This window comes from Halopiger djelfimassiliensis, from assembly GCF_000455365.1.
GTDB classification, from domain to species: domain Archaea; phylum Halobacteriota; class Halobacteria; order Halobacteriales; family Natrialbaceae; genus Halopiger_B; species Halopiger_B djelfimassiliensis.
This window is the reverse complement of sequence record NZ_HG315685.1, coordinates 283,626-309,974: the sequence shown is the minus strand read 5'-3', so window position 1 is coordinate 309,974 and position 26,349 is coordinate 283,626. Positions and strand designations below refer to the sequence as shown.

31 protein-coding genes are annotated in these 26,349 nt (G+C 66.2%); 15 read left to right on the top strand and 16 right to left on the bottom strand.

Going from position 1 to position 26,349, the window contains the following annotated elements; genetic code table 11:
• Nucleotides 1–80 precede the first annotated feature (80 nt).
• The 3 genes from TX80_RS07440 to hmgA all read left to right on the top strand — a co-directional run bounded on the left by TX80_RS07440 (nucleotide 81) and on the right by hmgA (nucleotide 2,299).
• The gene (locus tag TX80_RS07440) at nucleotides 81–500 is read left to right on the top strand and encodes a universal stress protein (protein ID WP_049922490.1); all 420 of its coding nucleotides are present in this window, start codon (nucleotides 81–83) and stop codon (nucleotides 498–500) included.
• Between the two features lie 112 nt (nucleotides 501–612).
• Nucleotides 613–996, top strand: coding sequence for a DUF7522 family protein (locus TX80_RS07435; protein ID WP_049922489.1), 384 nt, complete (start codon nucleotides 613–615; stop codon nucleotides 994–996).
• Between the two features lie 76 nt (nucleotides 997–1,072).
• Nucleotides 1,073–2,299, top strand: coding sequence for a hydroxymethylglutaryl-CoA reductase (NADPH) (gene hmgA / locus TX80_RS07430; RefSeq protein WP_049922488.1), 1,227 nt, complete (start codon nucleotides 1,073–1,075; stop codon nucleotides 2,297–2,299).
• An 87-nt stretch (nucleotides 2,300–2,386) separates the two neighbouring features.
• On the opposite strand, the gene TX80_RS07425 is transcribed toward hmgA, so the two are convergent.
• Entirely contained in the window at nucleotides 2,387–2,725 is a 339-nt protein-coding gene (locus TX80_RS07425) for a hypothetical protein (RefSeq protein ID WP_049922487.1), read from the bottom strand.
• Between the two features lie 51 nt (nucleotides 2,726–2,776).
• The gene (locus tag TX80_RS07420; RefSeq protein WP_049922486.1) at nucleotides 2,777–3,301 is read right to left on the bottom strand and encodes a DUF5817 domain-containing protein; all 525 of its coding nucleotides are present in this window, start codon (nucleotides 3,299–3,301) and stop codon (nucleotides 2,777–2,779) included.
• Between the two features lie 116 nt (nucleotides 3,302–3,417).
• Between TX80_RS07420 and TX80_RS07415 the strand changes: the two genes are divergently transcribed.
• The 3 genes from TX80_RS07415 (at nucleotide 3,418) to TX80_RS07405 (ending at nucleotide 6,843) form a co-directional block, all read left to right on the top strand.
• Nucleotides 3,418–3,771, top strand: coding sequence for a cupin domain-containing protein (locus tag TX80_RS07415; RefSeq protein WP_049922485.1), 354 nt, complete (start codon nucleotides 3,418–3,420; stop codon nucleotides 3,769–3,771).
• Nucleotides 3,772–3,873: 102 nt separating this feature from the next.
• On the top strand, nucleotides 3,874–5,337 hold the full coding sequence (locus TX80_RS07410) for an acetyl-CoA hydrolase/transferase C-terminal domain-containing protein (protein ID WP_049922484.1): 1,464 nt from the start codon (nucleotides 3,874–3,876) through the stop codon (nucleotides 5,335–5,337).
• A 132-nt stretch (nucleotides 5,338–5,469) separates the two neighbouring features.
• Nucleotides 5,470–6,843, top strand: coding sequence for an NRAMP family divalent metal transporter (locus tag TX80_RS07405; RefSeq protein WP_049922483.1), 1,374 nt, complete (start codon nucleotides 5,470–5,472; stop codon nucleotides 6,841–6,843).
• 7 nt (nucleotides 6,844–6,850) lie between these two features.
• Here the strand turns inward: TX80_RS07405 and TX80_RS07400 are convergent, their stop codons facing one another.
• The 4 genes from TX80_RS07400 to TX80_RS07385 all read right to left on the bottom strand — a co-directional run bounded on the left by TX80_RS07400 (nucleotide 6,851) and on the right by TX80_RS07385 (nucleotide 10,311).
• A complete protein-coding gene (locus TX80_RS07400) occupies nucleotides 6,851–7,288 on the bottom strand; it encodes a GNAT family N-acetyltransferase (protein WP_049922482.1) in 438 nt (145 codons plus the stop codon).
• 45 nt (nucleotides 7,289–7,333) lie between these two features.
• Nucleotides 7,334–8,389, bottom strand: a complete 1,056-nt coding sequence (locus TX80_RS07395) for an alpha/beta hydrolase (protein ID WP_049922481.1) — start codon at nucleotides 8,387–8,389, stop codon at nucleotides 7,334–7,336.
• A 129-nt stretch (nucleotides 8,390–8,518) separates the two neighbouring features.
• A complete protein-coding gene (gene icd, locus TX80_RS07390) occupies nucleotides 8,519–9,781 on the bottom strand; it encodes an isocitrate dehydrogenase (NADP(+)) (protein ID WP_049922480.1) in 1,263 nt (420 codons plus the stop codon).
• A gap of 218 nt (nucleotides 9,782–9,999) precedes the next feature.
• Nucleotides 10,000–10,311 carry a hypothetical protein gene (locus TX80_RS07385; RefSeq protein ID WP_049922479.1) on the bottom strand — a complete coding sequence of 104 codons (312 nt, stop codon included), beginning with the start codon at nucleotides 10,309–10,311 and terminating at the stop codon, nucleotides 10,000–10,002.
• A 103-nt stretch (nucleotides 10,312–10,414) separates the two neighbouring features.
• Here TX80_RS07385 and TX80_RS07380 point away from each other — a divergent pair, with 103 nt between their 5' ends.
• From TX80_RS07380 to map, 3 genes are all read left to right on the top strand, one after another.
• Nucleotides 10,415–11,305, top strand: a complete 891-nt coding sequence (locus TX80_RS07380; protein ID WP_049922477.1) for an isoaspartyl peptidase/L-asparaginase — start codon at nucleotides 10,415–10,417, stop codon at nucleotides 11,303–11,305.
• A gap of 776 nt (nucleotides 11,306–12,081) precedes the next feature.
• On the top strand, nucleotides 12,082–12,213 hold the full coding sequence (locus tag TX80_RS19945) for a hypothetical protein (protein ID WP_268258143.1): 132 nt from the start codon (nucleotides 12,082–12,084) through the stop codon (nucleotides 12,211–12,213).
• Between the two features lie 86 nt (nucleotides 12,214–12,299).
• Nucleotides 12,300–13,196, top strand: a complete 897-nt coding sequence (gene map / locus TX80_RS07375) for a type II methionyl aminopeptidase (protein WP_049922476.1) — start codon at nucleotides 12,300–12,302, stop codon at nucleotides 13,194–13,196.
• A gap of 118 nt (nucleotides 13,197–13,314) precedes the next feature.
• Here map and TX80_RS07370 read toward each other — a convergent pair whose 3' ends face one another.
• Nucleotides 13,315–13,515 (bottom strand): DUF7835 family putative zinc beta-ribbon protein, encoded by a 201-nt coding sequence (locus TX80_RS07370; RefSeq protein ID WP_049922475.1) that lies wholly within the window; start codon nucleotides 13,513–13,515, stop codon nucleotides 13,315–13,317.
• A 286-nt stretch (nucleotides 13,516–13,801) separates the two neighbouring features.
• Here TX80_RS07370 and TX80_RS07365 point away from each other — a divergent pair, with 286 nt between their 5' ends.
• The gene (locus TX80_RS07365; protein ID WP_049922474.1) at nucleotides 13,802–14,341 is read left to right on the top strand and encodes an HIT family protein; all 540 of its coding nucleotides are present in this window, start codon (nucleotides 13,802–13,804) and stop codon (nucleotides 14,339–14,341) included.
• A 38-nt stretch (nucleotides 14,342–14,379) separates the two neighbouring features.
• Here TX80_RS07365 and TX80_RS07360 read toward each other — a convergent pair whose 3' ends face one another.
• Complete coding sequence (locus tag TX80_RS07360) at nucleotides 14,380–14,616, bottom strand: glutaredoxin family protein (protein ID WP_049922473.1); 237 nt, start codon at nucleotides 14,614–14,616, stop codon at nucleotides 14,380–14,382.
• A 126-nt stretch (nucleotides 14,617–14,742) separates the two neighbouring features.
• Here TX80_RS07360 and TX80_RS07355 point away from each other — a divergent pair, with 126 nt between their 5' ends.
• A complete protein-coding gene (locus tag TX80_RS07355; RefSeq protein WP_049922472.1) occupies nucleotides 14,743–14,949 on the top strand; it encodes a hypothetical protein in 207 nt (68 codons plus the stop codon).
• Between the two features lie 11 nt (nucleotides 14,950–14,960).
• Here TX80_RS07355 and TX80_RS07350 read toward each other — a convergent pair whose 3' ends face one another.
• Both TX80_RS07350 and TX80_RS07345 read right to left on the bottom strand, forming a co-directional pair.
• Nucleotides 14,961–16,214 (bottom strand): tRNA (N(6)-L-threonylcarbamoyladenosine(37)-C(2))-methylthiotransferase, encoded by a 1,254-nt coding sequence (locus TX80_RS07350; RefSeq protein WP_049922471.1) that lies wholly within the window; start codon nucleotides 16,212–16,214, stop codon nucleotides 14,961–14,963.
• Between the two features lie 103 nt (nucleotides 16,215–16,317).
• Nucleotides 16,318–17,334, bottom strand: coding sequence for an AI-2E family transporter (locus TX80_RS07345; RefSeq protein ID WP_049923186.1), 1,017 nt, complete (start codon nucleotides 17,332–17,334; stop codon nucleotides 16,318–16,320).
• 115 nt (nucleotides 17,335–17,449) lie between these two features.
• On the opposite strand from TX80_RS07345, the gene TX80_RS07340 reads away from it, so the two are divergent.
• Nucleotides 17,450–18,196, top strand: coding sequence for a DUF547 domain-containing protein (locus tag TX80_RS07340; RefSeq protein WP_049922470.1), 747 nt, complete (start codon nucleotides 17,450–17,452; stop codon nucleotides 18,194–18,196).
• A 10-nt stretch (nucleotides 18,197–18,206) separates the two neighbouring features.
• On the opposite strand, the gene TX80_RS07335 is transcribed toward TX80_RS07340, so the two are convergent.
• The gene (locus TX80_RS07335) at nucleotides 18,207–18,905 is read right to left on the bottom strand and encodes an amphi-Trp domain-containing protein (RefSeq protein WP_049922469.1); all 699 of its coding nucleotides are present in this window, start codon (nucleotides 18,903–18,905) and stop codon (nucleotides 18,207–18,209) included.
• 142 nt (nucleotides 18,906–19,047) lie between these two features.
• Between TX80_RS07335 and TX80_RS07330 the strand changes: the two genes are divergently transcribed.
• Nucleotides 19,048–19,842: a hypothetical protein gene (locus TX80_RS07330; protein WP_049922468.1), complete on the top strand. Its 795-nt coding sequence runs from the start codon at nucleotides 19,048–19,050 to the stop codon at nucleotides 19,840–19,842.
• Between the two features lie 5 nt (nucleotides 19,843–19,847).
• Here TX80_RS07330 and TX80_RS07325 read toward each other — a convergent pair whose 3' ends face one another.
• From TX80_RS07325 to TX80_RS07305, 5 genes are all read right to left on the bottom strand, one after another.
• Complete coding sequence (locus TX80_RS07325) at nucleotides 19,848–20,576, bottom strand: nucleoside phosphorylase (protein ID WP_049922467.1); 729 nt, start codon at nucleotides 20,574–20,576, stop codon at nucleotides 19,848–19,850.
• Nucleotides 20,577–20,691: 115 nt separating this feature from the next.
• Nucleotides 20,692–20,994 (bottom strand): HalOD1 output domain-containing protein, encoded by a 303-nt coding sequence (locus TX80_RS07320; protein WP_049922466.1) that lies wholly within the window; start codon nucleotides 20,992–20,994, stop codon nucleotides 20,692–20,694.
• 139 nt (nucleotides 20,995–21,133) lie between these two features.
• Nucleotides 21,134–22,036, bottom strand: a complete 903-nt coding sequence (locus tag TX80_RS07315) for a carbohydrate kinase family protein (RefSeq protein ID WP_049922465.1) — start codon at nucleotides 22,034–22,036, stop codon at nucleotides 21,134–21,136.
• A gap of 36 nt (nucleotides 22,037–22,072) precedes the next feature.
• A complete protein-coding gene (locus tag TX80_RS07310) occupies nucleotides 22,073–22,891 on the bottom strand; it encodes a DUF63 family protein (protein WP_049922464.1) in 819 nt (272 codons plus the stop codon).
• A 100-nt stretch (nucleotides 22,892–22,991) separates the two neighbouring features.
• Nucleotides 22,992–24,026, bottom strand: coding sequence for a ribose 1,5-bisphosphate isomerase (locus TX80_RS07305; RefSeq protein ID WP_049922463.1), 1,035 nt, complete (start codon nucleotides 24,024–24,026; stop codon nucleotides 22,992–22,994).
• Nucleotides 24,027–24,097: 71 nt separating this feature from the next.
• On the opposite strand from TX80_RS07305, the gene deoC reads away from it, so the two are divergent.
• Both deoC and TX80_RS07295 read left to right on the top strand, forming a co-directional pair.
• A complete protein-coding gene (deoC, locus tag TX80_RS07300) occupies nucleotides 24,098–24,733 on the top strand; it encodes a deoxyribose-phosphate aldolase (protein ID WP_049922462.1) in 636 nt (211 codons plus the stop codon).
• Nucleotides 24,734–24,826: 93 nt separating this feature from the next.
• Nucleotides 24,827–26,347, top strand: a complete 1,521-nt coding sequence (locus tag TX80_RS07295) for an HPP family protein (RefSeq protein ID WP_049922461.1) — start codon at nucleotides 24,827–24,829, stop codon at nucleotides 26,345–26,347.
• The last annotated feature ends 2 nt before the right edge of the window (nucleotides 26,348–26,349 follow it).

The following is a 26,349-nucleotide window of genomic DNA, read 5'->3' as shown; positions in this document are numbered from 1 at the left end:
CACACGTCGCCGGCACCCGAAACGTTCCAGAACGTGGGAACGAGGGGGCCGTATATGGCGACACTGTACGAACGGCCCGTATGAACGTCCTCGTTCCGATCGACGACTCGGCTCCCGCACGGGCGGCGCTCGAGTACGCGGTGACGACCCATCCGGACGCCGATATCACGGCCTTGCACGCCGCCAGCCCGTCGGTCTCCACGTACGATGTCGGGGTTTCGGCGGCCGACATCGAACGACGGATCGAGGTCGAAAAGCGAAACGCAAAGCCGCTGCTCGAGACGGCGCGACGGATCGCCGCGGAACACGACGCGTCGGTCACGACCGAGACCGTCGTCGGCGTCCCGTCCCGGGCGATCGTCTCGTTTGCGGCCGAAAACGACATCGAGCAGATCGTGCTCGGCAGTCACGGTCGGGCGGGCGTTTCGCGCGTCCTGCTCGGCAGCGTCGCCGAGGGAGTCATGAGCCGCGCGTCGGTGCCGGTAACGGTCGTCCGCTGATCGATCAGCACTCGAGTTGCCGACCCGCGACGACAGGACGTCCCGCTCGAGCGAGGCCCGAGCGCGGTCGCAGGCAGAGTGATATATGTGTCCATCGACTGTACGATCTCGTATGGCACCGTCCACGGTCAGCGACGGCCTCGCGGACGAACTGAGCAGCGTCTGTCGAACCGCGATCGGCGACGGCCTGCGGAGCATCACGTACTTCACGGCCGACGATCACGAGCAACTCTACCTGCGCGAGGACCTCGAGCGCGACGCGGACCTCAATCGCTTCGTCGCGAACGAACGGCTCGGGTTTACGTCCCAGCAAACGTACGGGGACTCCGAACTCGGCGAGTACGAGTTCACCATCCGCGTCTTCGAGTGGGGGTACGTCACCCGCGTCATTGTCGGCGATCACGGCGTCTACGTGACGACCGATCCGCTGAACATGAACGAGTTTCACGAGGTCGCGACCGCGATCAGGAGCGTCCTGTCCGACGTCGACGGCTGAACACGAGCCCCCGGCGTTCGCGCCGAAGCGAGACGAATCAGCAATCCTTAGGACCGGCCGCCGTCTCGACTGACGCATGACCGATCCCGAGACCCTCGCCGATCGAGTGCGCGAGGGAGAGCTTCGGCTGCACGAACTCGAGGACCACGCCGACTACGAGACCGCGGCCACGGCCCGCCGGCTGCTGATCGAACGCGAGACGGACGCGAGCCTCGAGACGATCGGCGAGTACGCGTTCCCCGCCGAGCAGGCGGAGCCGAACATCGAGAACATGATCGGAGCGGCCCAGGTCCCGATGGGTGTCGTCGGCCCCGTTCCCGTCGACGGGGGTGCGACGAGCGGCGAGCACTACCTGCCGCTCGCGACCACGGAAGGCGCGTTGCTCGCGTCGGTCAACCGGGGCCTGTCGGTGATCCGATCGGCCGGCGGCGCTGCCGCTCGCGTCACCAAAAACGGGATGACCCGCGCGCCGGTGTTCCGTGTCGAGGGCGTCGCGGAGGCCGCACGGACGGTCGAGTGGGTCGAGAACAACGTCGACGCGCTGCGCGAGGCGGCCGAATCGACGACGAGTCACGGCGAACTGCTCGAGGTGTCGCCGTACGTCGTCGGGGACTCGGTCTACCTGCGATTCGCCTACGATACCAAGGACGCGATGGGGATGAACATGGCGACGATCGCGACCGGCGAGGCCTGCGAGGTCGTCGAACGCGAGACGCCCGCGTCGCTGGTCGCGCTGTCGGGCAACCTCTGTTCGGACAAGAAACCCGCCGCCATCAACGCCATCGAAGGGCGCGGTCGGTCGGTCACGGCCGACGTCGTCATCCCCGGCGAGGTCGTCGAAGAGCGGCTTCACACGACCGCCGACGCCATCGCCGAGGCCAACACCCGCAAGAACCTGACCGGCAGCGCCAAGGCCGGAAGCCTCGGGTTCAACGCCCACGCCGCAAACGTCGTCGCCGCCGCGTTCCTCGCGACGGGACAGGACGAAGCGCAGGTCGTCGAAGCCGCAAACGCCATCACCACGATGGACGCCCGCGAGCGCGAAGACGGGACGACCGACCTCTACGCGTCGGTCTCGCTCGCCTCGCTCGAGGTCGGCACCGTCGGCGGCGGGACGTCGCTCCCGACGCAGGCCGAAGCGCTCGAGGTGCTCGGCCTTCGGGGCGGCGGCGATCCGCCGGGGTCGAACGCCGACGCGCTCGCCGAGATCATCGCCGTCGGCGCGCTCGCCGGTGAACTTTCGCTGCTGGCCGCGCTGGCCTCGCGTCACCTCGCGAGCGCCCACGAGGATCTCGGGCGGTAGCGCCGGCAGACGACCATCAATCGCGCTTTCTTCAGTGCCGTTTCGCGGTCGGCGATCGCGTCGCCGGCCGTCCCGCGAACGGCGATATCAGTCCGCGCGGGCTCGAGCCGTCGCGACCGCGACGTAGCCGCCGCCCGCGAACAACAGGACGTAGCCGACGAGAACCTGGCCCCCGCTCGCGGCAAGCGCGACGAGACCGAGCCCGATCCCCGCGGTCGCACACGCGACCGCGAAGGAACCACGTCCGTATGCACCGTGGAGAACGCCGACCGCGAGAAAGGTGACCGCGAACGCACCGACCGCGACCGTCGACGCGTCGAGGCCGACCACCGACCCGTCGACGAGCGCGCCATAAACCAGCGCGAGTATCGCGGTTCCCGTCCCGACACCGATCGTCATCGACTGGACGTCGACCGTCTCTGCCATTGGCTTCCGTTTCCGTGCCGAACCCAAAGCGCTACCGTTACCGCCGGCGCGTTACAGTTTCCGATACCGGCCGCGGCTCTCGCTGACGACGCCGCGTCGCGTAAGCTTCTCGAGCGCGGTCCTGACGTACTCGGCCTCGACGCCCCGTTCGCCGGCGTACTCGAGGACCTCGTCCTCCGTCGGCCGGTCGATGGCCTCGAGCGCGCGTTCGACGATCTCCTGCTTGCTGCCGCTTCGGGTCGGGCCGCGGGGATCGCGGTCGCCGGCGGCCTCGAGTTCGTCGGCGTCCAGTCCGGCGGCCTCGAGGTACTCGTCGTCGTCGACGACGCCGTCGGCCACGTCGTCCTCGAGGTCGGCAAAGGAGTCCAGCTCGGCGAAGGCCTCGCCTTCGCCCTGCCGGTTTGCAAGCATCGAGGCCCGCACCTCGCGGGCGTGGTCCGCGTGTTCGGTTTCGACGAACTTCTTGCGTTTCTCGTAGGCCCGCCGGGAGCCACAGCGGGGACACTGGGACGTCTCCGATCGACCCTCGATAATCCAGAGGTTCGAACACTCGCTACAGCCGACGACGGCGTACATGGCTCGAGGTGGGACGGCCCGCCAGTTCAAGGTTCGGCAAGCGCGGCGGAAGTGATTTACTGGCTGATTCGAAAGCGTCCTGCCATTATTTGGCCACACAGCGCGTCTCGGGACGTATGGACCGCGTGTCACTGACCGACCTCGAGCCGTCGGAAGCCGCCGACGGCGTTCACCTGGCGCTGATGGCGGGCACCGACTCGATGAACGTCCAGCACTTCGAGATCGAACCCGGGGCGACGGTCGCGGAACACAGCCATCCACACGAGCAGACAGGGTTTATTTACGAGGGTGAGCTGGTGTTTCTGGTCGACGGCGACGAGATCAGGTGCGGTCCGGGCGACTCCTACGCGATCCCCGGCGATCAGCCACACGCCGCCGAGAACCGCGGCGACGGGACGGTGCGTGGCGTCGACGTGTTCAGTCCGCCCCGTGAGAACCCGAGTTGGCGGGAGTCGGAGCCGCGGTCGTGACTCCGGGAGCTGGTAGTTATTATAAACGATACACTTATTTACTATCGATTATTATGTAATTCTCACAACAATTATTCGGGTCGGTGTCGAACCGTCAGCCCGATGACGAACGAACGGATCGCGGCCGGTCTGCCGGTCGTCTCGGCCGAGGAGGCAGCGGCGACGATTCCAGCCGACGCAACCGTCTACGCCGGGGGCATCGGCGCGGGACCGAAGGAACTCCCGCTCGCGCTCGCCCGGTCTGACCGGGAGCTATCACTGTCGATCGTCAGCAGCGCCGACGCGGGGTTTCTGACGGATACGCAACTCGTCGACAGCGGCGGCGTCGATTTCAGGTACCCGTTTGCCGTCTGGCCCGACCACCGGCGAGCGGCCAACGACGGCGACCTGTCGTTCGTCGACGATCACTTCTCTTCGATCAGCCGGACGGTACAGCAGGACGTGTTCACGCCGGCGTTCGGGTTCGACGGGCCGACGGTTGCCATCGTCGAGGCCGTCGCCGTCGAGGACGACCGGTTCGTCCCGACGACGGCGATCGGTGCCGTCCCCGCGTTCGTCGACCACGCGGATCGAGTGATCGTCGAGGTCAACGAAGCCGTTCCCCGAACGGTCGGCGAGTTCCACGACGTATATCGGCCCGACACCCCGCCGCGGGAGCCGATCCCGCTTTCCGACCCGGGTGACCGACTCGGCGACCGGTACGTCGCCCTCCCCGACGGCCCGGATGCCGTCATCCGAACCGAACAGCCGCCGATGCCGTATCCGTTCCGCGAGCTCACCGCGGACGAAGGGGAAATCGCGGCCGCAACGGTCGACTTCCTCGAGCGCGAACTCGAGCGCAACCCCGCGTTCGAGGACCGACTGACGATCGAGGTCGGCATCGGGACGCTCGGCGACGAGATCATGCGCCGTCTGGACTGGATCGCCCGTTCGGGCTACGATCTCGCGTACTACGGCGAGGTGATTCAGGACGGCCTGCTCGAGTTGCTCGCCGACGGGACGCTCGAGTCCGCGAGCGGGACGGGGATCGTGCTCTCACAGGACGGGATCGATCGGCTGTACGGGTCGCCGGAGACGTTCGCCGACCGGGTTCGGCTCCGTCCCGTCGACATCTCGAACGAGCCGTCGGTGATCCGGCGACTCGGTCTCGTCGGCGTCAACAGCGCGCTGGAAGTCGACATCTACGGCAACGCGAACTCCTCGCACGTTCGCGGCTCGCGGCTCCTGCAGGGGATCGGCGGCAGCGGCGATTTCACGCGGAACGCGCTCGTCTCCGTGATCGTCCTCCCCTCGACCGCCCGCGACGGCGAGGTGTCACGGATCGTCCCGAAAGCGACCCACGTCGACCACCCCGATCACGACGTCGACGTGGTCGTCACTGAACACGGCGTCGCGGATCTCCGGGGGCTTGCGCCCCACGAGCGCGCCACGCGGCTGATCGGGGAGTGTGCCCACCCCGCCTTCCGGGACGACCTCCGGTCGTTCCTCGAGCGAGCGACGAGCGGGGACAAGCCGGGGCACGTGCCACACGACCTGTCGACGGCGTTCGATCCGCTCGAGCGATAGCGCCCGACCGGGAGTCACGTCGGTCACCTGCCCGCTCGAGGGACGACGCGGAGCCAGCCTGTGGGTCCGGAAGCCGGCGTCAGTAGCGATGAATACCACGGAGTTATATGAGTCAGTTCGAAAGAACGGTCGATGGCAACGGAGACGAAACCGGACGCGTGGACGCTCGGTCGGGTCTGGCGGTTCGTCGGTCGGCTCGGGCCGACCTGGCTGGCCGGTGCGATCGCGGCGGGGCCGGCCACGATGGTCAGTCTGCTCGCCGCCGGGGCGGGGTTCGGGTACGAACTGCTGTGGGTCGTCGTGCTGTCGGCGGTTCTCGGGACGGTCGGGCAGTACCTCGCGATGCGACTCGGGTTGCTCACCGAAGCGGGGATCGTCGCCGCCGTCGAAACCCACCTCGGGAAACCCTGGGCGTGGCTGCTCGTGCTCGATACGGTTCTGGCCGCGGGACTCGCCCAGTTGGTGATCATGAAGACCCTCGCGGAGGTCAGCGCGACCACCGCCGCCAGCGCCGGCGTCGGGACCGCGGCGCTCGTCGATCCGCGGTTCTGGGGCGTCACCTGGGCCGTGGTTCTGGCCGCCGGACTCGCGGGCGGCGGCTATCGGGTCGCGGAGTTCGGCGCGAAACTGCTCGTTTCGGCGGTCGTCCTCGCGTTCGTCGCGTCGGCGTTCCTCGTCCCGATCGATCCGGGACGGGCGGCGGCCGGCCTGCTCCCGGCGATCCCGGCCGGCGTCGACGGGGCGCGCGTCGCTGCGGGCGTTCTCGGCGGTGCGGTTCACATCACGCTGTTGACGATGCAAAGCTATACGGTGCGGGCACGCGGCTGGACCGAACGCGACGCCGACATCGCGACGTTCGACGTCGTGAGTTCGATGCTCGTCGCCTTCGGCGTCTTCAGTCTCGCCGTCTTTCTCGTCGCCGCGAGCGTCCTCCCCGAGACCGGCCTCGAGCCGGGAACGATCGACGAGATCGGGGCGGCGCGGGCGCTCGGTCCCGTCGCCGGCGAGTACGCCACGTGGCTGTTTCTCGCCGGCCTGCTGGGCGCGGCCGTCTCGACGCTCGGCGGGAACACGATCGTCCCGCCCGCACTGGTGGCCGATGCGCTCGGCTGGGAGCAGTCCGTCGAGGACCCCCGATACCGGAGCGCGCTCGTCGTCGTCGCCCTCGCCTCCGCGGCCGGAGCCTTTCTCGAGGGGGCGTTCTTCCAGTTGCTGGTTCTCGTCCTCGCGTTCGGCCTCGTCGGGACGCCGTTCGTACTCGCGGTGATCCTCCGGTTGCTGAACGATCCCGACGCCGTGGCAGCGACGAACTCCCGCCTTGCAAACCTCGGGGGGATCGCCGTGTTCGCGGTCGCGGCGGTGCTCGCGGGCGAGTTCGCCCTCGCGGAGCTCGAGACGGTCACCCGGCCGGTTTCGGCGTTCGTCGTCGCCTTCGCCGGTGCGATGGCGCTCGCACTCGTCGGTCTGGTCGGTGCGACCGTACGGAAGCGAGTCGCGGCCGACTGAGCCGTGATCACCGAATCGGCTTTCGCATCGCCACGTGGGGAATGCCGGCCTCCTCGAACTCCTCGCCCGCTCGTTCGTAACCGAGGACCCGATAGAAGTCGGCCGCGTGCGTTTGCGAGTGAAGCGTCAGCGTCGTGAACTCGAGCGACGCGGCCCGCTGTTCGACCGCAGCCATCAGCGATCGCCCGATGCCCTCCTCACGGCGCGGTCCCAGGACGGCGACCCGCTCGACCTTTCCGACGCCGTCGCCGGCGTCACGCAGTCGCGCCGCGCCGACCGGATCGTCACCGTCGTAGGCGACGAAGTGAACCGCGTCGGCGTCGTACTCGTCGTACTCCAGTTCCTCGTCGACGCCCTGTTCCTCGACGAACACCTCGTGCCGGACGGCGAACGCGTCGTCGCGCTCCCGTTCGGTTTCGGCGACGCGAACCTCGATCTCGCTCATCACGAGGGAGGTGGGGAGCCATCGGTGAGAGCGTTACGCCCGCGGTCAGTACCGTGTCTGGAACCGGGAGACCGCGTCGAAGAACTCGTGGCGTTTTCGCTCGAGGAAGATGAAGTGGGTCCCGCCGGCGATCTCCGTGTACCGCTTTCGGCGGTCGGTCGCACCGACGGCATCGTACAGGTTCAACGCGCCCACCCGTGAGATCGTCCCGTCGCTCGAGGCGCGGATGACGAGCGTCGGATCGGTGATCCGTTTGGGGTGGTACGTCCGACCCTGGATCACGAGCGGATTGATGATCGTCTCGGGGTCGTCGTCGATCGCCTGATTGGTGTCGAAGATCGCCTCCCAGACCGCCGACAACACCTCGTCGGCGGTGAACTCCTCGCCGCCGATCCACCGATCGAGATCGGCGTCGGCGGGCACCTCACCGGTCCAAGACGCGATGAATTCGTCGCGGGTATGGGGCAGATACGCCGGTCCGATAGGGGACGCCCCGACGGGGAGTGTCCCGAACGATCCGCCGGCGAGCGTGACCGTCGCGTATCCCGGGTCGCCGAGCGTGTACACCGCCCGGCCCCGCCACGACCCGCCCGACAGGCCGACGTAGTGGATCCGATCGAAGCCCCGTTCGTCCCGAAGCCAGCGCGTCACCGCGAGGAGATCGGACGCCTCACGCTCGAACGAGAGCGGCGGCGGGTTGGCCACCGGAGGATCGGCGTACTCGGCCGGCCGTTCGGTCTCGCCGTATCCGCGCATGTCGGGAGCGAAGGTCGCCTGTCCCCGCGCCGCCGCGTAGTCCATCCAGCCGTACTCGTCGGCTACGGGCGGGGCGAACATCGACAGTGCTCCGTAGGTCATCCCGTGGACGAAGATCACCGCCTCGTCGGGGTCGTCCGCGGTCGTCCGTTCCCACACCCGGAGCCGGTGGCCGTCGTCCATGGTCAGGTCGTGCGGCGTCGGTTTCCGGGCTGCCTGTGACTCGTCCGCCCCGTCGGAACGATCGTCAGTCGCGGTCGCAGCGTTCGCGCCGACGACCGTCCCCGCCGTGCCCGCGAGAAATACCCGTCTGGGAGTGCTCGAGTCGGGAGGATCGTCAACCATCCGTCAACTACCCACGTTTCCGTGGCGAGGGATAACAGTAGTTGATCGTTTCGAGAACGAACGGTTCGAGACCAGCCGCGTCGTTCGGAAGCGAAGAAATTCGAGCGGGTCGAAAACCCGTGAGAGCCGTTAGGAGCGGTTCTCGATGTTCTCGACGACTGCCTCGGCGTACTCGCTGGTGGCGAGCTTCTCGGCGTCGTCGAGCTGGCGCTCGAGGTCGTAGGTGACCTTGCCCGAGGAGATGGTCTCCTCGACGGCGTCACGGACGAGGTCGGCGGCGTCGTCCCAGCCGAGGTACTCGAGCATGATGCGACCCGAGAGGATCATCGCGGTCGGGTTGACCTTGTCCTGGCCCTCGTACTTGGGTGCGGAGCCGTGGACGGGTTCGGCCAGCAGTCGGCCGTCGCCGAAGTTCGCGCCGGGCGCGATCCCGAGGCCGCCGATCTGGGCACCCGCGGCGTCGGAGAGGTAGTCCCCGTTCAAGTTCATCGTCGCGATGACGTCGTAGTTCTCGGTGCGGGTCAACAGCTGCTGGAGCATGTTGTCGGCGATGCGGTCGTTGACGACGACCGCGTCCTCGGGGGCCTCGCCGTCGCGTTCCTCCCAGAGGGTGTCCTCGGTGATGACCTCGTCGCCATACTCCTCTTCGGCGACCTCGTACCCCCAGTCGCGGAACTGGCCCTCGGTGAACTTCATGATGTTGCCCTTGTGGACCAGCGTGACGGAGTCGCGGTCGTGCTCTAAGGCGTAGTCGATGGCACGGCGGACGAGTCGCTTCGTTCCGAACTCCGTGATCGGCTTGACGCCGATACCGACGGGGCCGTCGTGGATGACGTCGTCGTGACCCATCTCCTCCTCGACGAACTCCTTGACCTGCTGGACTTCGTCGGTGCCCTGCTCCCACTCGATGCCGGCGTAGACGTCCTCCGTGTTCTCACGGAAGGTGACCATGTCCATCTGCTCCGGCTCGGAGACGGGCGACGGGACGCCGTCGAGGTGGTAGGTCGGGCGGACGTTCGCGTAGAGGTCGAGCAGCTTGCGCAGGCCGACGTTCAGCGAGCGGAAGCCGGCACCGACCGGCGTCGTCAGCGGGCCCTTGATGGCGACGCGGTGTTCCTTGATCGCCTCGACGGTCTCGTCGGGCAGGTTCTCGTCGTACTTCTCGCGTGCGGACTCGCCGGCGTAGACGCGCATCCAGTTGATCTCGCGGCCGGTCGCCTCCGCGGCGGCGTCCAGAACCTTCTGGGCGGCAGGGCCGACGTCGCTCCCGACGCCGTCACCGTAGATAATCGGGATAATCGGATTGTCGGGCACCTCGAGTTCGTCGTCAGTACCCTCCTTCAGCGTGATCTTTTCCCCGTCCTCGGGGACCTCGATCTTGTCGTAACTCATCTCGTCTGTACGGTGCTTCGACTCGGGTAAAAGGTCTACCATTTCCATCGCGGCGGCGAAAGTTGCAGGAGAACCGTTCTTCACGGGGGACAGAATATAAACATTCGTCGAATGACGGGGCCCCTTCGGGGAAAACCGCAACTTCACCCGACGGCCCGAGGGATCGAACAGCCGACTCGAGACGGGGGCGAGTCGACCGGAATCGTCGCCGGCAACCGTTAGGGGTGGGTGTCGTCCCCGTCGACGTCGTCCCGGCGAACGTCGCAGGACGGGACGTTCCAGTATCGGACGAGCATGGCCGTCCCGCCACAGCAGGCGACGGTACCGGTAACCGCGACCAGTCCCCGCGTGATCGCGGACAGCCACGATTCCACGAGCGCGACCCACAGTACGGTAAACAGCGTAATTCCGACGACGATCAGGGCCGTTCCGATGTCGATGGCATCTCGCTCGTCGGTGACGACCAGTCGCCCGAGGGCGATCACTGCCATGGTCGCACAGAACACGACGAGCACGACAAGCGGCGTCATCCTCGTCGCCGGTACACAAGCTGTCATCGTAAGTGTAGGGGATTTGTCGCCGCCGTCGCGGCGACTCGAAATCCATTACCTTCCTCGGCCGACAGGATGGCGTATGCAGGTACTCGTCCACGGCGGTGCCGGAAGCGCTCCGGACGATCCCGAGTCCAGACGCGCCGTCCTCGAGCGCGCGGCCGAAACCGGCACAGCGCAGACGGAGACGGTCGATGCAGTCGAAGCGGCGCTTAACGTCCTCGAGTCGTCACCCCGGTTCAACGCCGGCGTCGGAAGCGCGGTCCAGAGCGACGGCGAGATCCGTACCGATGCGGGGATCATGACCGACGACCGCGCGGTCGGAGCGGCCTGTTCGATGCCGGGGGTCGAACGCGCGGTCAGCGTCGCCCGGGTCGTCATGGAGGAGACGCCCCACGGCTTCCTCTCGGGCGACCACGCCGTCTCGCTGGCGGAAAGCGCCGGAATCGAAACGGACGTCGACCTCTGGGCGGAGCGAACGCGTGAGAAATGGGCCGACCTCGAGCCGCCGACGGGCGGGATCAGGAGCGAACTCGACTGGATCAACGAGCGGTTCGGCCGTTCGGACCCGGACGGGCGCGACGACGGGCCGCGAGATCACGATACGGTCGGCTCGGTCGCGTTCGACGGCGACCGGCTGGCGGCGGCGACTTCGACCGGCGGCCGGTGGCTCGCCCTCGCCGGCCGCGTGGGTGACGTCCCACAGGTCGGATCGGGCTTTTACTGTTCGCCGGCGGCCGCGGTCAGCGCGACCGGAGCCGGCGAAGACATCGCCCGGGTGACGCTCTCGAGACGCGTCGCCGGACACATCGAACGCGGACGCGATGCCCAGTCGGCAACCGAACTCGCGATCGAGGAGTTCGCCGAACTCACCGGTTCGACCGCCGGCGTCATCGCTATCGACGCGCGTGGAACTCTCGGATCGGCGTACAACAGCGACGCGATGCAGACGGCACGGGCAAAAGACCATTGACATCCTCCCGCGCCTAAAGTCGCGGGAATCCGCAAAGCGGAGTTCAAGGTTGTGCGTTTCCTCGGGAGCGAAGTACGCTTTCGCGTCCTCCCTTCGACGGTGCCCGCCCAATTATTACCGGGGGCGTGGTGTACAGCGCGTACAGCCCTGTCAACGGGGCCTTCCCACCCGGACGCGCCGGGCACTTCAACACGGAACACCGCGTTCCGTTCCACGGCAGGGTGTTCAGCCTGCTGGGTACCGCCATTCGCGTCCGACCCGTGGGCCGGGACGTGGCGGGCTGGTTCGGTCGGATTTGTTACCACGCGAGAAGTCAGAGCGAAGCTCTGGTGTGGTCAAAGACCGCATTTCTCGACGTGGGAACTCCGGTACTGCCGTCTACGGGATACAGCCCAATCATGCTTACGCACGTATCCACGGCCTGAAGGCCGTGGCATTGTGCTGTTCCTCCTGTAACGTCCTCGAGATCGGCGGCTCCACCCGCCATCGGCCTCGGTTCCGCCGACCTCGAGGGTGCGTGCGTTCCACGACCGTCGAATCGAGCCGGACCGTCTCGAGTCCGGTGGCGTCTCTCACGCCGACTGGATCGATCCGCCGAAGCGACATAATTCATCGTGACTGTTTCGCGTCGTTTCCGGCACCTATCCCGGGTTACCTCCGTGAACGATCGGTTACGAGGCGACGGCAGCGAACCCGGTCGGCCTCGCGGACGGCCACTGGGATTCGACGATCGTCGTAGCATACTTTTATTATCGTCGTGAGTAACTACTTCGACAATGATGCGACGACCGACACACCACGCCGCGCGACAGTGCCCGCGCTGTGACGCGACACTCTCGAACGTACAGGGACTCGACACCTGTCCCGCCTGTAACTGGATCGACCGGGACGCGCTCCGGTCGGCGTAAGTCGCGTCGACGCGTGGCGGTTCCGACGGGACACGGCTCCGGTTCGAGACGGAACCTCTTTTTGTCGACCGGTACAACCCCGTTGCATGGCCGAATCCGAGGTGGACCTCGAGTCCGAGAAGTACGAGAAACACCGCAAAGCGGGGGAGATCCTCGCACAGGTACGCGAAGAGACAGCCGAACGCGTCGAGGTCGGCGCGAGCCACCTCGAGATCGCCGAGTACGCCGAGGATCGGATCCGAGAACTCGGCGGCAAACCGGCGTTCCCGGTCAACATCTCGATCGACGAGGAGGCGGCCCACGCGACGCCGTCGGTCGGCGACGAGACGACCTTCGGCGAGGAGATGGTCAATCTGGACATCGGCGTCCACATCGACGGCTGGCTCGCCGACACCGCGATCACCGTCGACCTTTCGGGGACTCCGGAACTCGCCGAAGCCTCCGAAGAGGCCCTCGAGGCCGCCCTCGAACTCGTCGAGCCGGGCGTCGATACCGGCGACATCGGAGCCGAAATCGAGGACGTCATCGACGGCTACGGCTACAACCCGGTCGTCAACCTCACCGGTCACGGACTGGGACACTGGGAGCAACACACCAGCCCTAACATTCCCAACCGCGCCGTCTCTCAGGGGACGACGCTCGAGGTCGGCGACGTCGTTGCGATCGAGCCGTTCGCGACCGACGGCGGCGGAAAGGTCACCGAAGGCGCAAGCGAGGAGATCTTCGCGCTCGAGCGGGAGGGCACCGTTCGGAACAGACAGGCGCGGACGGCCCTCGAACAGATCACCGAGGAGTTCCGGACGCTCCCGTTTGCAACCCGCTGGCTCGAGACCGACCGTGCGGAGATGGCGCTCCGTCGACTCAAGCGCAACGACATCGTCCACGGCTATCCGGTCCTCAAAGAGGACGACGGCTACCTCGTGAGTCAGAAAGAGCATACGATCATCGTCACCGAAGACGGATGTGAGGTAACGACCGCGTAAGCGGATCGAACACGGCCGTCGGAAACGACGAGTGGAGGTGACGATCAACGAAGGATCGTCGAGAGCGGGAAACCGAACGTCGAGGGCGGTTTACTGGTTCGTGGACCGCGTGAGCGAGTCAGGCGTTGTTCATCCGCTGGCTCGTCCGATTCCCACAGCGCTGACATTCACTGACGCGGTACGGTTCACGGGAGAACTGGGCGTTCTCCTCCTTGATGCTCTCGGTCCTGATCTGTACCGAGACTTCGTGTAGCGTTTCCAGATCGCAGTCATCGCAGTGTTCGGTCATCCCGTTAAAGGAGTCGTCTGTCGTTGCCATTGAGAGATTACTTGCAATAGTGCAGTCTTAAAGACACCCTTCGTTTCGAGAACTGAGTCGTCCCGGATTCCGCGAGGTGAGACGTGCTGAGATCGTTCAATATCGTCCAACTACTCAGCTAACAGTACTATTCCCCAACTGTCAGTTCTTGATAACTACTCATTACCACTCGCTATTTCGACACGACTCGTCCGGGCGAACCGATCGGCCGAGTCGACGACGGCTCGGGGCGAGGACGGGTCCGCGAGACGCAACCAGTATAGGGACGACTCGAGTCGTGAGGGATATGGAGCAGGTGTTCGCACCGTGGCGGATCGAGTGGATCAGACGCGAGGAAAAAAACCCCGACATCGAGGAGTGCCTCTTCTGTGAGCTGCCCGAGCGCGACGACGACCGGGAGCACTTGCTCGTCGCGCGCAGCGACCACGCGTTCGTCATGCTGAACAACTACCCGTACAACCCGGGCCACGCGATGGTGATCCCCCATACGCACACCGGCGACTACACCGTCCTCGACGACGATGTCCTGCTCGATCACGCCCGCCTGAAACAGCGGACGTTCGACGCGCTCGAGGAGGCGTTCGGACCGGACGGGTTCAACGCCGGGCTAAACCTCGGCGACGGTGCCGGCGGGTCCATCGACGACCACCTCCACACCCACGTCGTTCCGCGCTGGCAGGGCGATACGAACTTCATGCCCGTCATCAGCGATACCACGGTGATCGTCGAAGCCCTCGAAGAAACCTACGATCACCTCCACGACGCGTTCGCCGATCAGGACGGGGCCGTCGTCTCCGACGACGACCACGCCGTCGTCTTCGAGTAGGAATCGCGTGCTCGTCGACGCCGTCCGGGAACCCGAACTCAGGCGTAGGTCGTCTCGAGGTACTCGAGAATGCGTTCCGATTCGGCCATCGTGACGCCGTACTCCTCGTCGACGAGTACTGGCACCTGCCGCTGGCCCGAAACGCGTTTGACCTCGTCGCGCTTCGAGTGCAGGCCCTCGACCCGGACGCTCTCGTAGTCGACCCCGAGTTCCTCGAGTCGATCCACGACGCGCTCACAGTACGGACAGCCCTCGAGTCGGTACAGCGTAACCATACGCGGCCGTTCGGGCGCGCTCGCCAAAAGGATGGGGCGGTCGCTCGAGGGATTCCGTCCGGGACGCGTCGAACGCGGACGTGACAGTATCAGAACTGTTATTAGCCGAAAAGCGAACACACGGGTATGGCAGACCGCTCGCCGGACCACTCGCTCTATGAAGTCCCGATGGTGCGGTGGCTCGTCTTCGGATTCGGCCTCGTCGCCGTCACTGTATACGCCGTGCTCACCGGGAACGGACAGTACTGGGCCGTGCTCGTGGTTGCCCTGGTGTTTTTGCACCTGTTCTACCGGCTCGTCGTCGCGGTCGAACGGATCGCCGACCGGTCCTGACGGCCGCCGTCTCAGATCGGCTCGCCGAACGCGTACATCGTCTCGTGGGCCGTCACCTCGAGGTCGACGAAATCGCCGGGTTCGAGGCCGTACTCGCTCGCGTTCTGGACGATGAGCTGCCGGTAGGCCGAATCGCGACACTTCACGGAGTCGGCGGTCCCCTCCTCGACGACCAGCACGTCCTCGCGGCGCTCGCCGACCATCTCGGCGTAGGCTTCGCCGACGATATCGCGTTTGAGCGCGCTCATCTCCTTCGAACGCTCCTTCTTGACCGTGCCGCCCAGCCCCTTCAGGTCGGCGGCGTCGGTTCCCGGCCGCTTGGAGAATCGGGTGACGTTGATCTTCTCCGGCCGGGTTTCCCGGAGCAGGGCCATCGACTGTGCGTGGTCGTGGTCGGTTTCGGTCGGGAAGCCGACGATGAAGTCGGTCGAGAGCGTCCAGTACTCGAGCGCCTCGTCGAAGGTCTCGACGACCTCGACGTACTCCTCGACCTGATGCTGGCGGCGCATGTCGCCGAGGACGTCGTTCGATCCGGACTGGACGGGCGCGTGCAGGAAGTCGTAGAGTTCCTCGTGGTCGGCGAAGACGTCGGCGAGTTCCTCGCGGATGCCGTGGACGCCCTTCGGGTTGGCCATCCCGACGCGGACCCGGAACTCGCCGTCGATCTCACAGATGCGCTCGAGCAGCCGATGGAGTTTGCGTTCGCCCTCGTCCCAGCCGTAGACGCCGGTGTCCTGTCCCGTGATGCGCAGTTCCTTCGCACCGGCGTGGATCAGGGCGCGGGCTTTCTCGACGTTTTCCTCGATCGACGGGGAGTCGATCTTGCCCGTCGCGTGTTTGGTGATACAGTACGAGCAGTCGGACATACAGCCCCGCGCGATGGGGAGGATGCCGACGACGCCGTCGAGGACGGGTTCGGCGTCGGGGGTCGTCGTGGGACACTCGCCGTTGGTGACGGCCTCGGGGACCTCGTCCCAGTGGAGCACCTGTCCGTCGATGTCGGCCTCGCGAAACTCCGCACCCTGTGCGAGGGCCATACAGCCCGTGATGAAGAGGTCGGCCGTCTCGTCGGCCAGTTCCTCGGCCCGCCGGAGCATGTTCCGCTCGGTCTTCTCGACGACGGTACAGGTGTTGAGGATGGCAACGTCGGCCTCCTCGGGACCGTCGACCCGGTGGTGGCCCGCGTCGCGGAGCCGTCGCTCGATCTCGCGACTCTCCCCGCGATTGGACGTACAGCCGTAGGTTTCGATGTGGTACCGGGCCATTCGCTCGAACGGGTATCGGGTCTCGCGGGGCAAAAGCGCGACGAATCCGGATCGAACGTATCGTGACGGTCCCGCTCGAGGGGAAAATCGCCGCCGGTGTCGGTCAGGGTTCGGACTCGGCGGCGCGTCGCTCGTAGTAGTCGTCGGCGACGTTGATCGTCGCGATCAGAGCACCGAGGACGACGGGGCCGAAGAACAGCCCCATGACGCCGAACGCGTAGAGACCGCCGAGGACACCGAGGATGATGATCGCGGGGTTCAGTTTCGCGTAGCGATCCACGAGGATCGGCCGCAGGTAGTCGTCTGCCACCCCGACGACGAGGGAGCCGTAGACGAAAAGCGCCACCCCGAGGACCGGCTCGCCGGTCAAAAAGAGGTAGCCGACGGCAGGCCCCCACACGAGAAAGGAGCCGACGAGCGGTATCAACGCGAGGACGATCATGACGACCGTCCAGAACGCGGCGTTCGGGATGCCGGTCGCCACCAGCCCCAGCCCGGCGATGAACCCCTGAATGATCGCGATCAGGACGTGACCCGCCAGCACGGCCCACATGACCTCGTCGAGTGCACCGTAGAAATCGTCCTGTATGTCCTCGGGGAGGGGCGTCACGTCCCGAAGCCAGCGGACCAACGCCGTTCCGTCCTTGAGCAGGTAGTAGAGCAGAAAGAGGGCTAATCCGATACCGACCAACGCGTGCGTGATCGCGCCGAACCACGCCGTCGACTGCTCGAGCACGACGGTACCGACCTCCTGTGCGGAGCCGGTCAGCGTCTCCGCCAGATCGACCTCGACGCCCGTCGTCGCTTCGATCCGCGATTCGAGTTCGGCAAGCTGGAGGGATTCGGGGTCGACATCCTGCAGGATTCGTGCGGCGTCGCCGGCGACCGCCGCGGCAATGAGGACGAACGGAACGATAACGCCGACGACCGTAAGGGCGACCAGTATGAACGCCGATAGACCCGGCGAAAACCGGGTCTCGAGACGGTTCTGAAGCGGGGAGAGGACAAACGCCGTCAGGATCGCGGCGAGAACGTACTGCAGAAACGGCGCGACCAGTTGCCACGAGAGATACGCAAAGAGCAGGATAAGCGCCAGGAGAAACCCCTTGCTACGGTTCACACGGATCGTATCCACTTTCGTCGGGATAAAACCGGGCCAGACCTGTCCGGCGACGAAACTGTCGTGCCAACATACCACACGGATTCAAGAGTCTGCTACACGAAGTCGAATATGAATGTCGACCCAGCTCGATCCCCTCTCCCTCTCGGCCGATCTCCTGTATACGGTCAAAACCGAGGGCGATGCCGACTGGTTGCGGGACCAACTCGCGACGCTCGAGCGGTCGCGACTCGAACGGGCACTGGCCAGCCGCGAGCGAAAGCTCTCCTTCTGGCTCAACTGTTACAACGCCTACGGCCAGTTGCTGCTGGAGTCGGAGCCGTCGTTGCTCGAGAGCGACGGGCTGAGCGGGATCCTCGACCGCTGGAAGTTCTTCGCCCGGGATCGGATTCCGATCGGCGGAACCTGGGTGAGCCTCAACGACATCGAACACGGCCTCCTGCGGAGTTCGAAACACCGGTGGGGGTTCGGTTACCTCCCGCGTCCGTTTCCGACCTCGTTCGAGCGACGGTTCCGACTCGAGGACTGCGATCCCCGGATCCACTTCGCGCTGAGTCGCGGCGGCGAGAACTGCCCGCCGATCACCGTCTACTCGCCGGCCGACGTCGACGAGGAACTGGACATCGCCATCGAGTGGTTCCTCGAGGAAAACGTCGACTACGATCCGGAGCGGCGGGTCGCGACGATCCCCCGACTCTTTCGCCGGTATCGAGGGGACTTCGGGGGGAGACGCGGCATCGTCTCCTTTCTCAAAAAGTACAACGCGGTCCCGGACGACGTGACCCCGTCGCTCGAGTACGAGGCGTTCGACCGGGCACCGGATTTCGATCTGGATCTGGAACTGGACGAACTGCGCCCGTAACCGCACCGTCTCAGTCCGGCGTTTCGTCCCGCTGCTCGATGCTCGCAGTCGGCGCGCTTCGCATCACGCTCCGGGCGGCGCGTTTGGCATTGTGTCGCGACGCGTACCCCTCTCCGCTGTCGGCGATGATGTTCCCGTTCCAGTGGACAAGCCGCCAGCGCCACTCGTCGGCTCGATCCCGATAGATCTCGAAGCGGCTGGTCCGCTCGGGTTTCGATGGCTCGGAGCCGGTCGCCGCGGCGTCGCCGGCAGCCGACCCGCTCGGGCCGGGAACGCCTTCGAGCGGCATCGCCGCCGTCGCGGGATCGGCCGACGGTTCGACCACTTCGGCCGACTCGCCGCTCGCGCCGGCGTCCGTGTCGGCCCCGCGTTCGGTTATCTGAACGCTCGAGCCGTCCGCATCGTTCCACTCGAGTTCCAGTTCCAGTTCGGCGGCCGGCGGGGCATCCTCCGGATCGTCGGCGACTGCCGTCTCGACCTCGAACTCGGCGACGACTCGATCCGGGAGCACGATCCTGACGCTTCGATCGTCGCCGCGCATCCGGATCGGACGGCCGTCCTCGAAGGCGGCCGCGAACTCGCGGAAGACGGCGGACAGGTCCTCGCGGCGGTACGTCCGCTCGAGTTCGAACTCGGTCGTCGCGGACGGCTGGGCGTCCGATTCCGTCCGGTCGTCCGGGTCATCCGGATCGTTCGGTGGCTTCGCCATACGCCCACTACGGGCGGAGACGGGTTATATACCGGGTGGAGCTGAAAGATATCGACCGCCGAGCTGTCAGCCGACGGTCAATCGAGGGGCTTCGGCCGCCCCAGCCGGAGCGTTTTTGTCGCCGCGCTGTCTTCGCTCGCTCGTGACCTCCCGCGACTGGCGTGCCGATCGCCGAGCCGTATTCGAACGAGACGCGTCCACGTGTCGCCTCTGTGACGCCGCTGCCGACGATTTCGAGTCCCTCCGGACCTACCCCGTCGGCGACGTTCCGCTCGAGGGGACGGTCCACGAGAGCGCCCTTGTGACGCTCTGTGAAGGCTGTTTCTCGACGCTGCGGACGCCCACGGATGCGACGGAGCCGACGCCACCGACCAGCGACGGACTGTTTCGCGTCGTCCACGAGACGACCCGTATTCAGGGCGAAGCCATCTCAGATGTCGCCTCCTTCGCGTCGCTTTCGACGTCGTTTCCCGACGACGAAGGCGAGCGTCCCGACGACAGCACCGAGTACGTCGAGCACCGACAGGACCTCCTGCTCGCGACCGACGCCGTCGAGGCTCGCCTCGAGCGGCTCGCAGCCGTCGAGGAGTCGGCGCTGGACCCCGACGTCCGACCGTTGCTTTCGGCGTTCCGGGAGACGGCGGCGGAACTGCAGTCACACGTCCGGACGCTCGTCGAACTCGGCGAACGGGTCGTCGCAGGAGTCGACTGCTGTCACTGCTGTTTCGAACCGTTCGAGACCGAAGACGCGTCGGAAGGTGCCTGTTCGGCCTGTGCTCTCCCCCACCATTCCACGGACGAGTGGCGGCGAGACGACGGGGCCGTCGCGTTCGACGTGTTGTTCTCGGCGATCAACGAGACGCTACAGGACGCTTCGGCGACGACGGAAGAACTGACCGACCGAACGACGAAACTCGCTCACCAGCTAACCGAGTGACCGACCTACAGATCGGTCGCGGCCTCGAGCGCGATGTCGATCGCGCGGCCGACGTTGTTTTTGGCTTTCTCGGGGAGTTCGTCGTCTTCGGTGGCGGTTCCCTTCTGGGTCCCCTCCACGAGGTTGCCGTCGACGGTACAGATCGCCCCGGCTCGCAGTCCCTTGCGGCGGGTCAACGAGAAGATCGCGGCGGCTTCCATCTCGACCGATAGCATGCCGGCATCCTCCCAGTCGGCGACGTACGCGTCCGTTTCCGCGTAGTAGGCGTCGTCGGAAGCGATGGGGCCGACGTGAACCTCCTCGTCGTTTGCCTCCGCGGACTCGACCAGCGACGAGAGGACGTCGTAATCCGGCACCGCGGGATAGGAAACGTCCTCGTAGCGCTTCGAGGTCCCCTCGTTTTTCGCGGCCCCGTTTGCGACGATCATGTCGCCGATCTCGATACCCGACTGCAACGCGCCGGTCGTGCCGACGCGGATGAACGTCTCGACGCCGACGTTCGCCAGCTCCTCGACGGCGATCGCTGCCGACGGACAGCCGATCCCCGTCGAACAGATGGTCAGCGGTCGTCCCTCGTAGGTCGCGTTGACGACCTTGTACTCGCGGTTTCGAGCGATCGTCTCGGCCTCGTCGCAGTGGTCGGCGATCCGGTCGACCCGCCCGGGATCGCCCGGGACGAGCGCGATATCGGTCAGATCTCCGTCCTCGACCAGCAGGTGTGGCTGCGTTGCCATACCTCCGGGTTCCCCGGGTGGCGAGAAAAAAGGTTCGAGAGCGGAAAACGGGGGACTCGTTTCGGCGACCTGCGGTTCGACGTGACCCCCGTTTCACGCTGGCTATCGGGACCGATCAGTCGGCGGGAAACACGTCGACGCGACCGGGTCGGACGGCAACCGTTGCCTCATCGACATCGAACTCGACGAGATCGGCCGATCGAGCGCCACTTCGACCGGACTCGGCAAAGAGGGCATCGAGGGCTTCGGGGTCGATGTAGTCGTACAACCGGGTACTGGCCGCGGTGACCTCCTCGTCGCGGTAGTGGGCCAGTGCGGTTGCAACGGCGATACTCGGGGGTTCGTCTTCCGTCCGTTCGTACCGGACGCGCCGACCGAGATCGCATCCGTTGGACTCGCGTATCCTTCGTTCCGTCATGTCTCTCTCTCTCCGTCACGTCTCCGTGACTGTCTACCCGAGTGGCCAACGTCGCGGCCTATATACTTACCGTCAGACAACACCCGGTGAGAACGACAGCGGGAACGCGGTTCCGTACAATTTCCGCAACCGGATGCCATTAAAACTGGGTGGTGAGAAAGTCCGTCACGTCCTCCGCAGTCGGGACGCTGCGTGTGCCGACACGGCTGGCGGTGAGAGCGCCACACGCGTTCGCATACTCGAGTGCACGCTCGATGTCGATTCCGTCGAGGGAGTCGCCCCCGTCCGCAAGCGTCGCCGCGATAAACCCCGCAGCGAAGGCGTCGCCGGCACCCGCGGTGTCGACCGACTCGACCTCGAACCCGGGGTGCTCGTAGGAGCCACGCGGCGTGTGGACTTCCGCCCCGTCGCGCCCGTGTTTGACGACGACGATGCGATCGCTGAAATCGGAGCCGACGTACTCGTCCTCAAGCAGCGCGGCGATTTCGCGATCGTTGGCGAAAACGATATCGGCCACGGCCAGCGCCGCGCTGTAGTCGCGGTCGCCGAGTCGGCGACCCGGATCGAAGCTGACGGGGATGCCGGCGTCGGTTGCCGTCCTCGCGATGGCTGCAGCGGTGTCCGGACGCTGGCTCGTAAGATGGACGTGGTCGGCGGCGCGGATCCGCGATCGGTCGAGATCCGCAGGGGCGACGGCCTCGTTGACGCCGTCGTTGCCAAGCACCGCGACCTCGCCGTCGTCGTCGACCAGCAGATACTTTACGGCGGTGTTCGCCCCCTCGACGACCTGAAGCCCCTCGAGCGAGACGCCCGCCGCTTCGAGTTCGCGTCTGGCGAGCAGGCCGTTGTCGTCGTCGCCAACGCTGCCGATCACCCCGGTGTCGATCTCGAGGCCGGCAAGCGCCGCGGCGACGTTGCCGGCGCTGCCGCCGCCGGACTGTCGCTGTGAACGGATCGACGCCTCGCCGTCGGCTTCGGGGAGCCGATCGACCCGAAGCGTCACGTCCCAGTTGACGTGGCCGGCGGTAAGTACCCTGACCATTCGACGGTCGAAACGTCGAGCGCCGACGAGAAAAGTCTAGGCGACGACGAAGAGCAAGACGTTGTGGACCCCGGGTCCGAGCCCGACGGCGGCGATCAACGCGAGCAGGAACCGTCCCTGGCGCGGACGCTCCTGAACGTACTCCCTGAAGAGTCCGAGGATGAGCAACGCGAGAACGACTTTCACCAGAACGAACAGCCACCCGGCACCGATGTACTCCGCGGTCGGCAGCGACCGGCCGGCCTCGAGGATCAGCTGCGAGAGGGGAACGTCTTCGCCTCCACCGAGGACGTCGAAGCCGATGGCCGTCGAAACGCCGTCGAGGACGTGCCCGAAGACGACGATGGCCCCGGTGACACCCGTCGTCGCGGCGACATCGGTAAACCAGAGGCTGAGTGCCACCCAGGCGAGGGAAGTGACGACCCCGGAAACGACCACGGCGATAACGGGCCAGAACGGCTGGAACGTACCCTGCTCCCAGCTGCTGATGATCGCGAACATCGCGAAGACGGCGAAGAACGCGGTACCGGTCACTCCCAGAATCCGCTCGGTCGGTTGCAGCCCCGCTGCATGGAGCAACAGGCCGAGGACCCAAACGAGACCCCCGATAACCGCCGTCACCAGGTAAACACTCGGCGCGGAGAACAACACCGCGATGGTGTCCGGATAGGCGTCGATCCGATACAGCACGTGCAACGTCGAGCCAAACAGCATCCACGGCGCGAACGCAAGGACCGTTCGATCGGTCACCTGTGGCTCGAGCGCCCACAGGAACGCGATGGTCCCACCGAGGATCACGAGGAGCGGACCGAGAAGGTACCATGGCGGCAGGACGAACCCCTCAGGTAATACCATACTTCTTATTGGCACACACCAGGGACAAACACTTTCCGATCGATAACCAGTATGTTATTTGAAACGTCCTGTCGAAGATAATGTCGGAAATAGCGACCGGTTATCCCCTCGTCTCCCAGGGTTCCTCGGTCGTCTCGCCGAACAATTCCCGCATGAGCGTCACGATGCTTTCGGGGGGGAACTGCCCCCGTTCGGTGACGATCGCGTCGACGTACCGCGGCGGCGTGACGTCGAAGGCGGGGTTTTCCACCTCGAGTCCCGCGTGGTCGTCTCCACGACCGTCCCCGGAGCCGTCACCGGCCTCGCTTGCGGTCCCTGCGGCGGTGATGTCGGCCCGTTCCTCCTCGGAGAGGACCTCCGACTCGGCGCGGGATTCGATCTCGACGGTATGGCCCGTCATCGTGTCCGGGTGGAGCTTGATCGTCTGGGCCGCCACCATCACCGGCACGCCACGCTCGCGGGCGTTGACCGCCAGCCCGCTGGTACCGATCTTGTTGATGACGCTGCCGTCCGCGGCGATGCTGTCCGCGCCGACCAGCACGTGATCCGCCCGGTCGAGGTACCGACGCGCCGCGTTGTCGACGATCAGCGTCACCGGCACGCCCCACTCGCGTAACTGCCGTGCCGTGATGTGGCCCTGTTTTCTGGGTCTGGTTTCCTTGACGATCGCCGAGACGTGTTTGCCCGCATCGAGCGCGGCCTCGATACACGAGAGGGCATCCGTCGAGTGACAGTGGGTCATCACCACGTCGCCGTCCCGGAGTCTGTTCGCTCCGACCTCGCCGAGCCGACGCTGGGCCTGCTCGAGGTCGGTCCGAAACGCCTCGGCGCGGGCGACCGTCGACGACTCGAGTTCCGCGACGGTGTCGCCGTCCATCCCCCGGAGGACGTACCGAAGGGCGTTCGGGAGACTCACCGCGGTCGGTCGCGTCTCGTAGAGTTCCGCCGCGGCGGCCCTGAGCTGTCGCCTGAACGCCTCGGGACTGGCGGCCTCGGACCGTTCGGCCTGTGTGGCAAGCGCCGCCGCAGCCGCGTCGGCGATGGTCGCCGCCCCGCGGATCCGCATCGCCGCGATGTCCTCGGCGGTGGCCGTGACTGCCGGGTCGACCGCGGGAGCGGGTTCATCCGAATCCATGGGACACAATTACGAACCACGCCCCAAAAGGGATCGGGCGGATTTTTGGCCGTCCGCCGAGTCGGTCCGCCATGAACCGCAGCGAACTCGCATCCCGGATCGACCACACCGTCCTCGGCCCCGAGACGACGACCGCCGACGTTCGTGACGTCCTCGATGCCGCTCGAGCGAACGGCATGAACGCCTGCATTCCACCCTACGCGGTCGCGGAAGCCGCCGACTACGCGCCGGACGTGACGCTCGCGACGGTGATCGGTTTTCCGCACGGACAGAACGCCTCCGGCGTCAAACGTCGCGAGGGCGTCCGCGCCTGGAAGGCCGGCGCGGACGAACTCGACGTCGTGATCAACGTTGGCCGGCTGAAAGCCGGCGAGGACGACGTCGTCAGGGCCGAACTCGCGGAACTCGTCGCCGCGGTCCCGATTCCGGTGAAGGTGATCATCGAGACCGCACTGTTGACCGACGCGGAGAAACGCCGCGCCTGCGAGGCCGCCGTCGCGGCCGACGCGGCGATGGTCAAGACCTCGACCGGCTTCGCGGACGGCGGCGCGACCGTCGCCGACGTCGAACTGATGAGCGAGTACCTCCCCGTGAAAGCCAGCGGCGGCATCGGCAGCTACGACGACGCGATGGCCATGATCGATGCCGGAGCCGAGCGAATCGGAGCCTCGAGCGGCGTCGCGATCCTCGAGGGTGCCCCGGAGTAGCGGATCGATCTCGGAGCCGCTAGCGCTCCATCAAACCGGCCGGCTTCGACGGGAATCCGAACAGCTTTCGTCGGGTCGAGAGCAACGGAACCTATGCTCGAGCAGGTCCGACGGTGGTTCCGTGTGGGAGCACACCGACTGCGACGGCTGGAGCGGCGCGAACTCGACGCGTTCCTGCGGTGGGTCGAGCAGACTGGCAACCTCTTGCACCTCTCGGTGCTCGTGTTCGTGCCGCTTTTGATCGCCGCGGTGACGTGGTTGTCGAACGCGACCGCCGCCGTCTCCTTTCTCGTGTTTCCGCCGCTGGCTTCCGGAACGTACACGCTCTTTGCCGATCCCGAGGGCCGATACTCCACGCCGGGGAAGTTCGTCGGCGGAATGACCGTCGGCGCGCTCTGTGGCTGGCTCGCCCTCGAACTGGCCGCTGTTGCGGGCTTGAACGGCGGCGCTACGGCGGCAGGGCTGAACGGCGGCACGATCAGCGCAGGCGGTGCCGCCCTGGGTGTTTTCTTTACCGGTGTCGTCACCTGGGCGCTCGATCTCGAGGAGCCGACGGCGTTTTCGACCGCGTTGCTCGTGTTGGTCACCGGCAACGCGCAACTCGCCTACGTGCTCGGCATCGTCGTCTCGAGTTCGTTCGTCGCGGCTGCGTTCGTCGTCTGGCGCGACCGCTTCTACGAGGAGCGAGCGCAGTACCTCTACCAGACGACCAAGGGAGACGATCACGTGCTCGTTCCGATGTGGGACGGCGAGCACGCTGGGACGGAGACCGTCGCCCGCTTTGCCGCCGAACTCGCCGGCGCACACGAGGCCGGAAAGGTCGTCCTCTTCGGCGTCGTAACGGAGATGTCCGGACGAAACGGCACCGAATCCGCCGACGGAACGGCGGTACGGGGAGCCGCCGAAGCGGTCGACGACGATAGCGCTGACAGTGATGCCCCCGCGATCGGTGTCGGTACACGGACCGCCGACGGGGCCGCAACCGATCTCGTCGGGACCCTCGAGTCCCTCGCTGACGACCTCGAGACTGCGTACGACGTCCCCTGCGAAGTCGTCGTCGCAAGCAGCGATCGCCGCTCGTCGGACCTGGTCCTCCAGACCGCACGGCGAAACAACTGCGATCTCATCGTCGCCCCCTACGCCGAGGGCGACCGCGGCGGGCTCTCCGCGTTCATCAAGGGGCTGTTCGAAAGCGAGATCGACGTCATCGCGTTCCGTTCGAACGACGGTCGTCACCGGTGGTCCCGCGGTCTCGTGGCCGTTCGTGGTGCCGGCGATACCGCCCGTGCGATGGTCGACTTCGCACTGCGAGTCACCGGCGATCGGCGACCCACGAGCGTCTGTACGTGCATCGATCGCGAATCGCAGCGTCGATCGGCCGAGAGTACGCTCGCGGCGCTGGTCGACGCTTTCTCCGGCCGGTTCGAGACTCACGTCGTCACCGCATCGGTCGACCACTACCTGTCGCGGGTCGCGCTCCAGTACGACGTGGTCTTCGTCGGCTCGAGTACCGACCGATCGGCCGCCTCGCGGTTCGTCTCCCCGCCGACGTTCCGAAAGCTCCGCGACCTCGAGACCGACGTCGCGATCGTCCATCGCGGTCGCAGCCGGTAGCC

Excerpts from the sequence above, each read along its gene's own strand:
- TX80_RS07440 (WP_049922490.1), top strand. The coding sequence starts at position 81 with ATGAACGTCCTCGTTCCGATCGACGACTCGGCTCCCGCACGGGCGGCG.
- TX80_RS07435 (WP_049922489.1), top strand. The coding sequence starts at position 613 with ATGGCACCGTCCACGGTCAGCGACGGCCTCGCGGACGAACTGAGCAGC.
- hmgA (WP_049922488.1), top strand. The coding sequence starts at position 1,073 with ATGACCGATCCCGAGACCCTCGCCGATCGAGTGCGCGAGGGAGAGCTT.
- TX80_RS07425 (WP_049922487.1), bottom strand. The coding sequence starts at position 2,725 with ATGGCAGAGACGGTCGACGTCCAGTCGATGACGATCGGTGTCGGGACG.
- TX80_RS07420 (WP_049922486.1), bottom strand. The coding sequence starts at position 3,301 with ATGTACGCCGTCGTCGGCTGTAGCGAGTGTTCGAACCTCTGGATTATC.
- TX80_RS07415 (WP_049922485.1), top strand. The coding sequence starts at position 3,418 with ATGGACCGCGTGTCACTGACCGACCTCGAGCCGTCGGAAGCCGCCGAC.
- TX80_RS07410 (WP_049922484.1), top strand. The coding sequence starts at position 3,874 with ATGACGAACGAACGGATCGCGGCCGGTCTGCCGGTCGTCTCGGCCGAG.
- TX80_RS07405 (WP_049922483.1), top strand. The coding sequence starts at position 5,470 with ATGGCAACGGAGACGAAACCGGACGCGTGGACGCTCGGTCGGGTCTGG.
- TX80_RS07400 (WP_049922482.1), bottom strand. The coding sequence starts at position 7,288 with ATGAGCGAGATCGAGGTTCGCGTCGCCGAAACCGAACGGGAGCGCGAC.
- TX80_RS07395 (WP_049922481.1), bottom strand. The coding sequence starts at position 8,389 with ATGGTTGACGATCCTCCCGACTCGAGCACTCCCAGACGGGTATTTCTC.
- icd (WP_049922480.1), bottom strand. The coding sequence starts at position 9,781 with ATGAGTTACGACAAGATCGAGGTCCCCGAGGACGGGGAAAAGATCACG.
- TX80_RS07385 (WP_049922479.1), bottom strand. The coding sequence starts at position 10,311 with ATGACGCCGCTTGTCGTGCTCGTCGTGTTCTGTGCGACCATGGCAGTG.
- TX80_RS07380 (WP_049922477.1), top strand. The coding sequence starts at position 10,415 with ATGCAGGTACTCGTCCACGGCGGTGCCGGAAGCGCTCCGGACGATCCC.
- TX80_RS19945 (WP_268258143.1), top strand. The coding sequence starts at position 12,082 with ATGATGCGACGACCGACACACCACGCCGCGCGACAGTGCCCGCGCTGT.
- map (WP_049922476.1), top strand. The coding sequence starts at position 12,300 with ATGGCCGAATCCGAGGTGGACCTCGAGTCCGAGAAGTACGAGAAACAC.
- TX80_RS07370 (WP_049922475.1), bottom strand. The coding sequence starts at position 13,515 with ATGGCAACGACAGACGACTCCTTTAACGGGATGACCGAACACTGCGAT.
- TX80_RS07365 (WP_049922474.1), top strand. The coding sequence starts at position 13,802 with ATGGAGCAGGTGTTCGCACCGTGGCGGATCGAGTGGATCAGACGCGAG.
- TX80_RS07360 (WP_049922473.1), bottom strand. The coding sequence starts at position 14,616 with ATGGTTACGCTGTACCGACTCGAGGGCTGTCCGTACTGTGAGCGCGTC.
- TX80_RS07355 (WP_049922472.1), top strand. The coding sequence starts at position 14,743 with ATGGCAGACCGCTCGCCGGACCACTCGCTCTATGAAGTCCCGATGGTG.
- TX80_RS07350 (WP_049922471.1), bottom strand. The coding sequence starts at position 16,214 with ATGGCCCGGTACCACATCGAAACCTACGGCTGTACGTCCAATCGCGGG.
- TX80_RS07340 (WP_049922470.1), top strand. The coding sequence starts at position 17,450 with ATGTCGACCCAGCTCGATCCCCTCTCCCTCTCGGCCGATCTCCTGTAT.
- TX80_RS07335 (WP_049922469.1), bottom strand. The coding sequence starts at position 18,905 with ATGGCGAAGCCACCGAACGATCCGGATGACCCGGACGACCGGACGGAA.
- TX80_RS07325 (WP_049922467.1), bottom strand. The coding sequence starts at position 20,576 with ATGGCAACGCAGCCACACCTGCTGGTCGAGGACGGAGATCTGACCGAT.
- TX80_RS07320 (WP_049922466.1), bottom strand. The coding sequence starts at position 20,994 with ATGACGGAACGAAGGATACGCGAGTCCAACGGATGCGATCTCGGTCGG.
- TX80_RS07315 (WP_049922465.1), bottom strand. The coding sequence starts at position 22,036 with ATGGTCAGGGTACTTACCGCCGGCCACGTCAACTGGGACGTGACGCTT.
- TX80_RS07310 (WP_049922464.1), bottom strand. The coding sequence starts at position 22,891 with ATGGTATTACCTGAGGGGTTCGTCCTGCCGCCATGGTACCTTCTCGGT.
- TX80_RS07305 (WP_049922463.1), bottom strand. The coding sequence starts at position 24,026 with ATGGATTCGGATGAACCCGCTCCCGCGGTCGACCCGGCAGTCACGGCC.
- deoC (WP_049922462.1), top strand. The coding sequence starts at position 24,098 with ATGAACCGCAGCGAACTCGCATCCCGGATCGACCACACCGTCCTCGGC.
- TX80_RS07295 (WP_049922461.1), top strand. The coding sequence starts at position 24,827 with ATGCTCGAGCAGGTCCGACGGTGGTTCCGTGTGGGAGCACACCGACTG.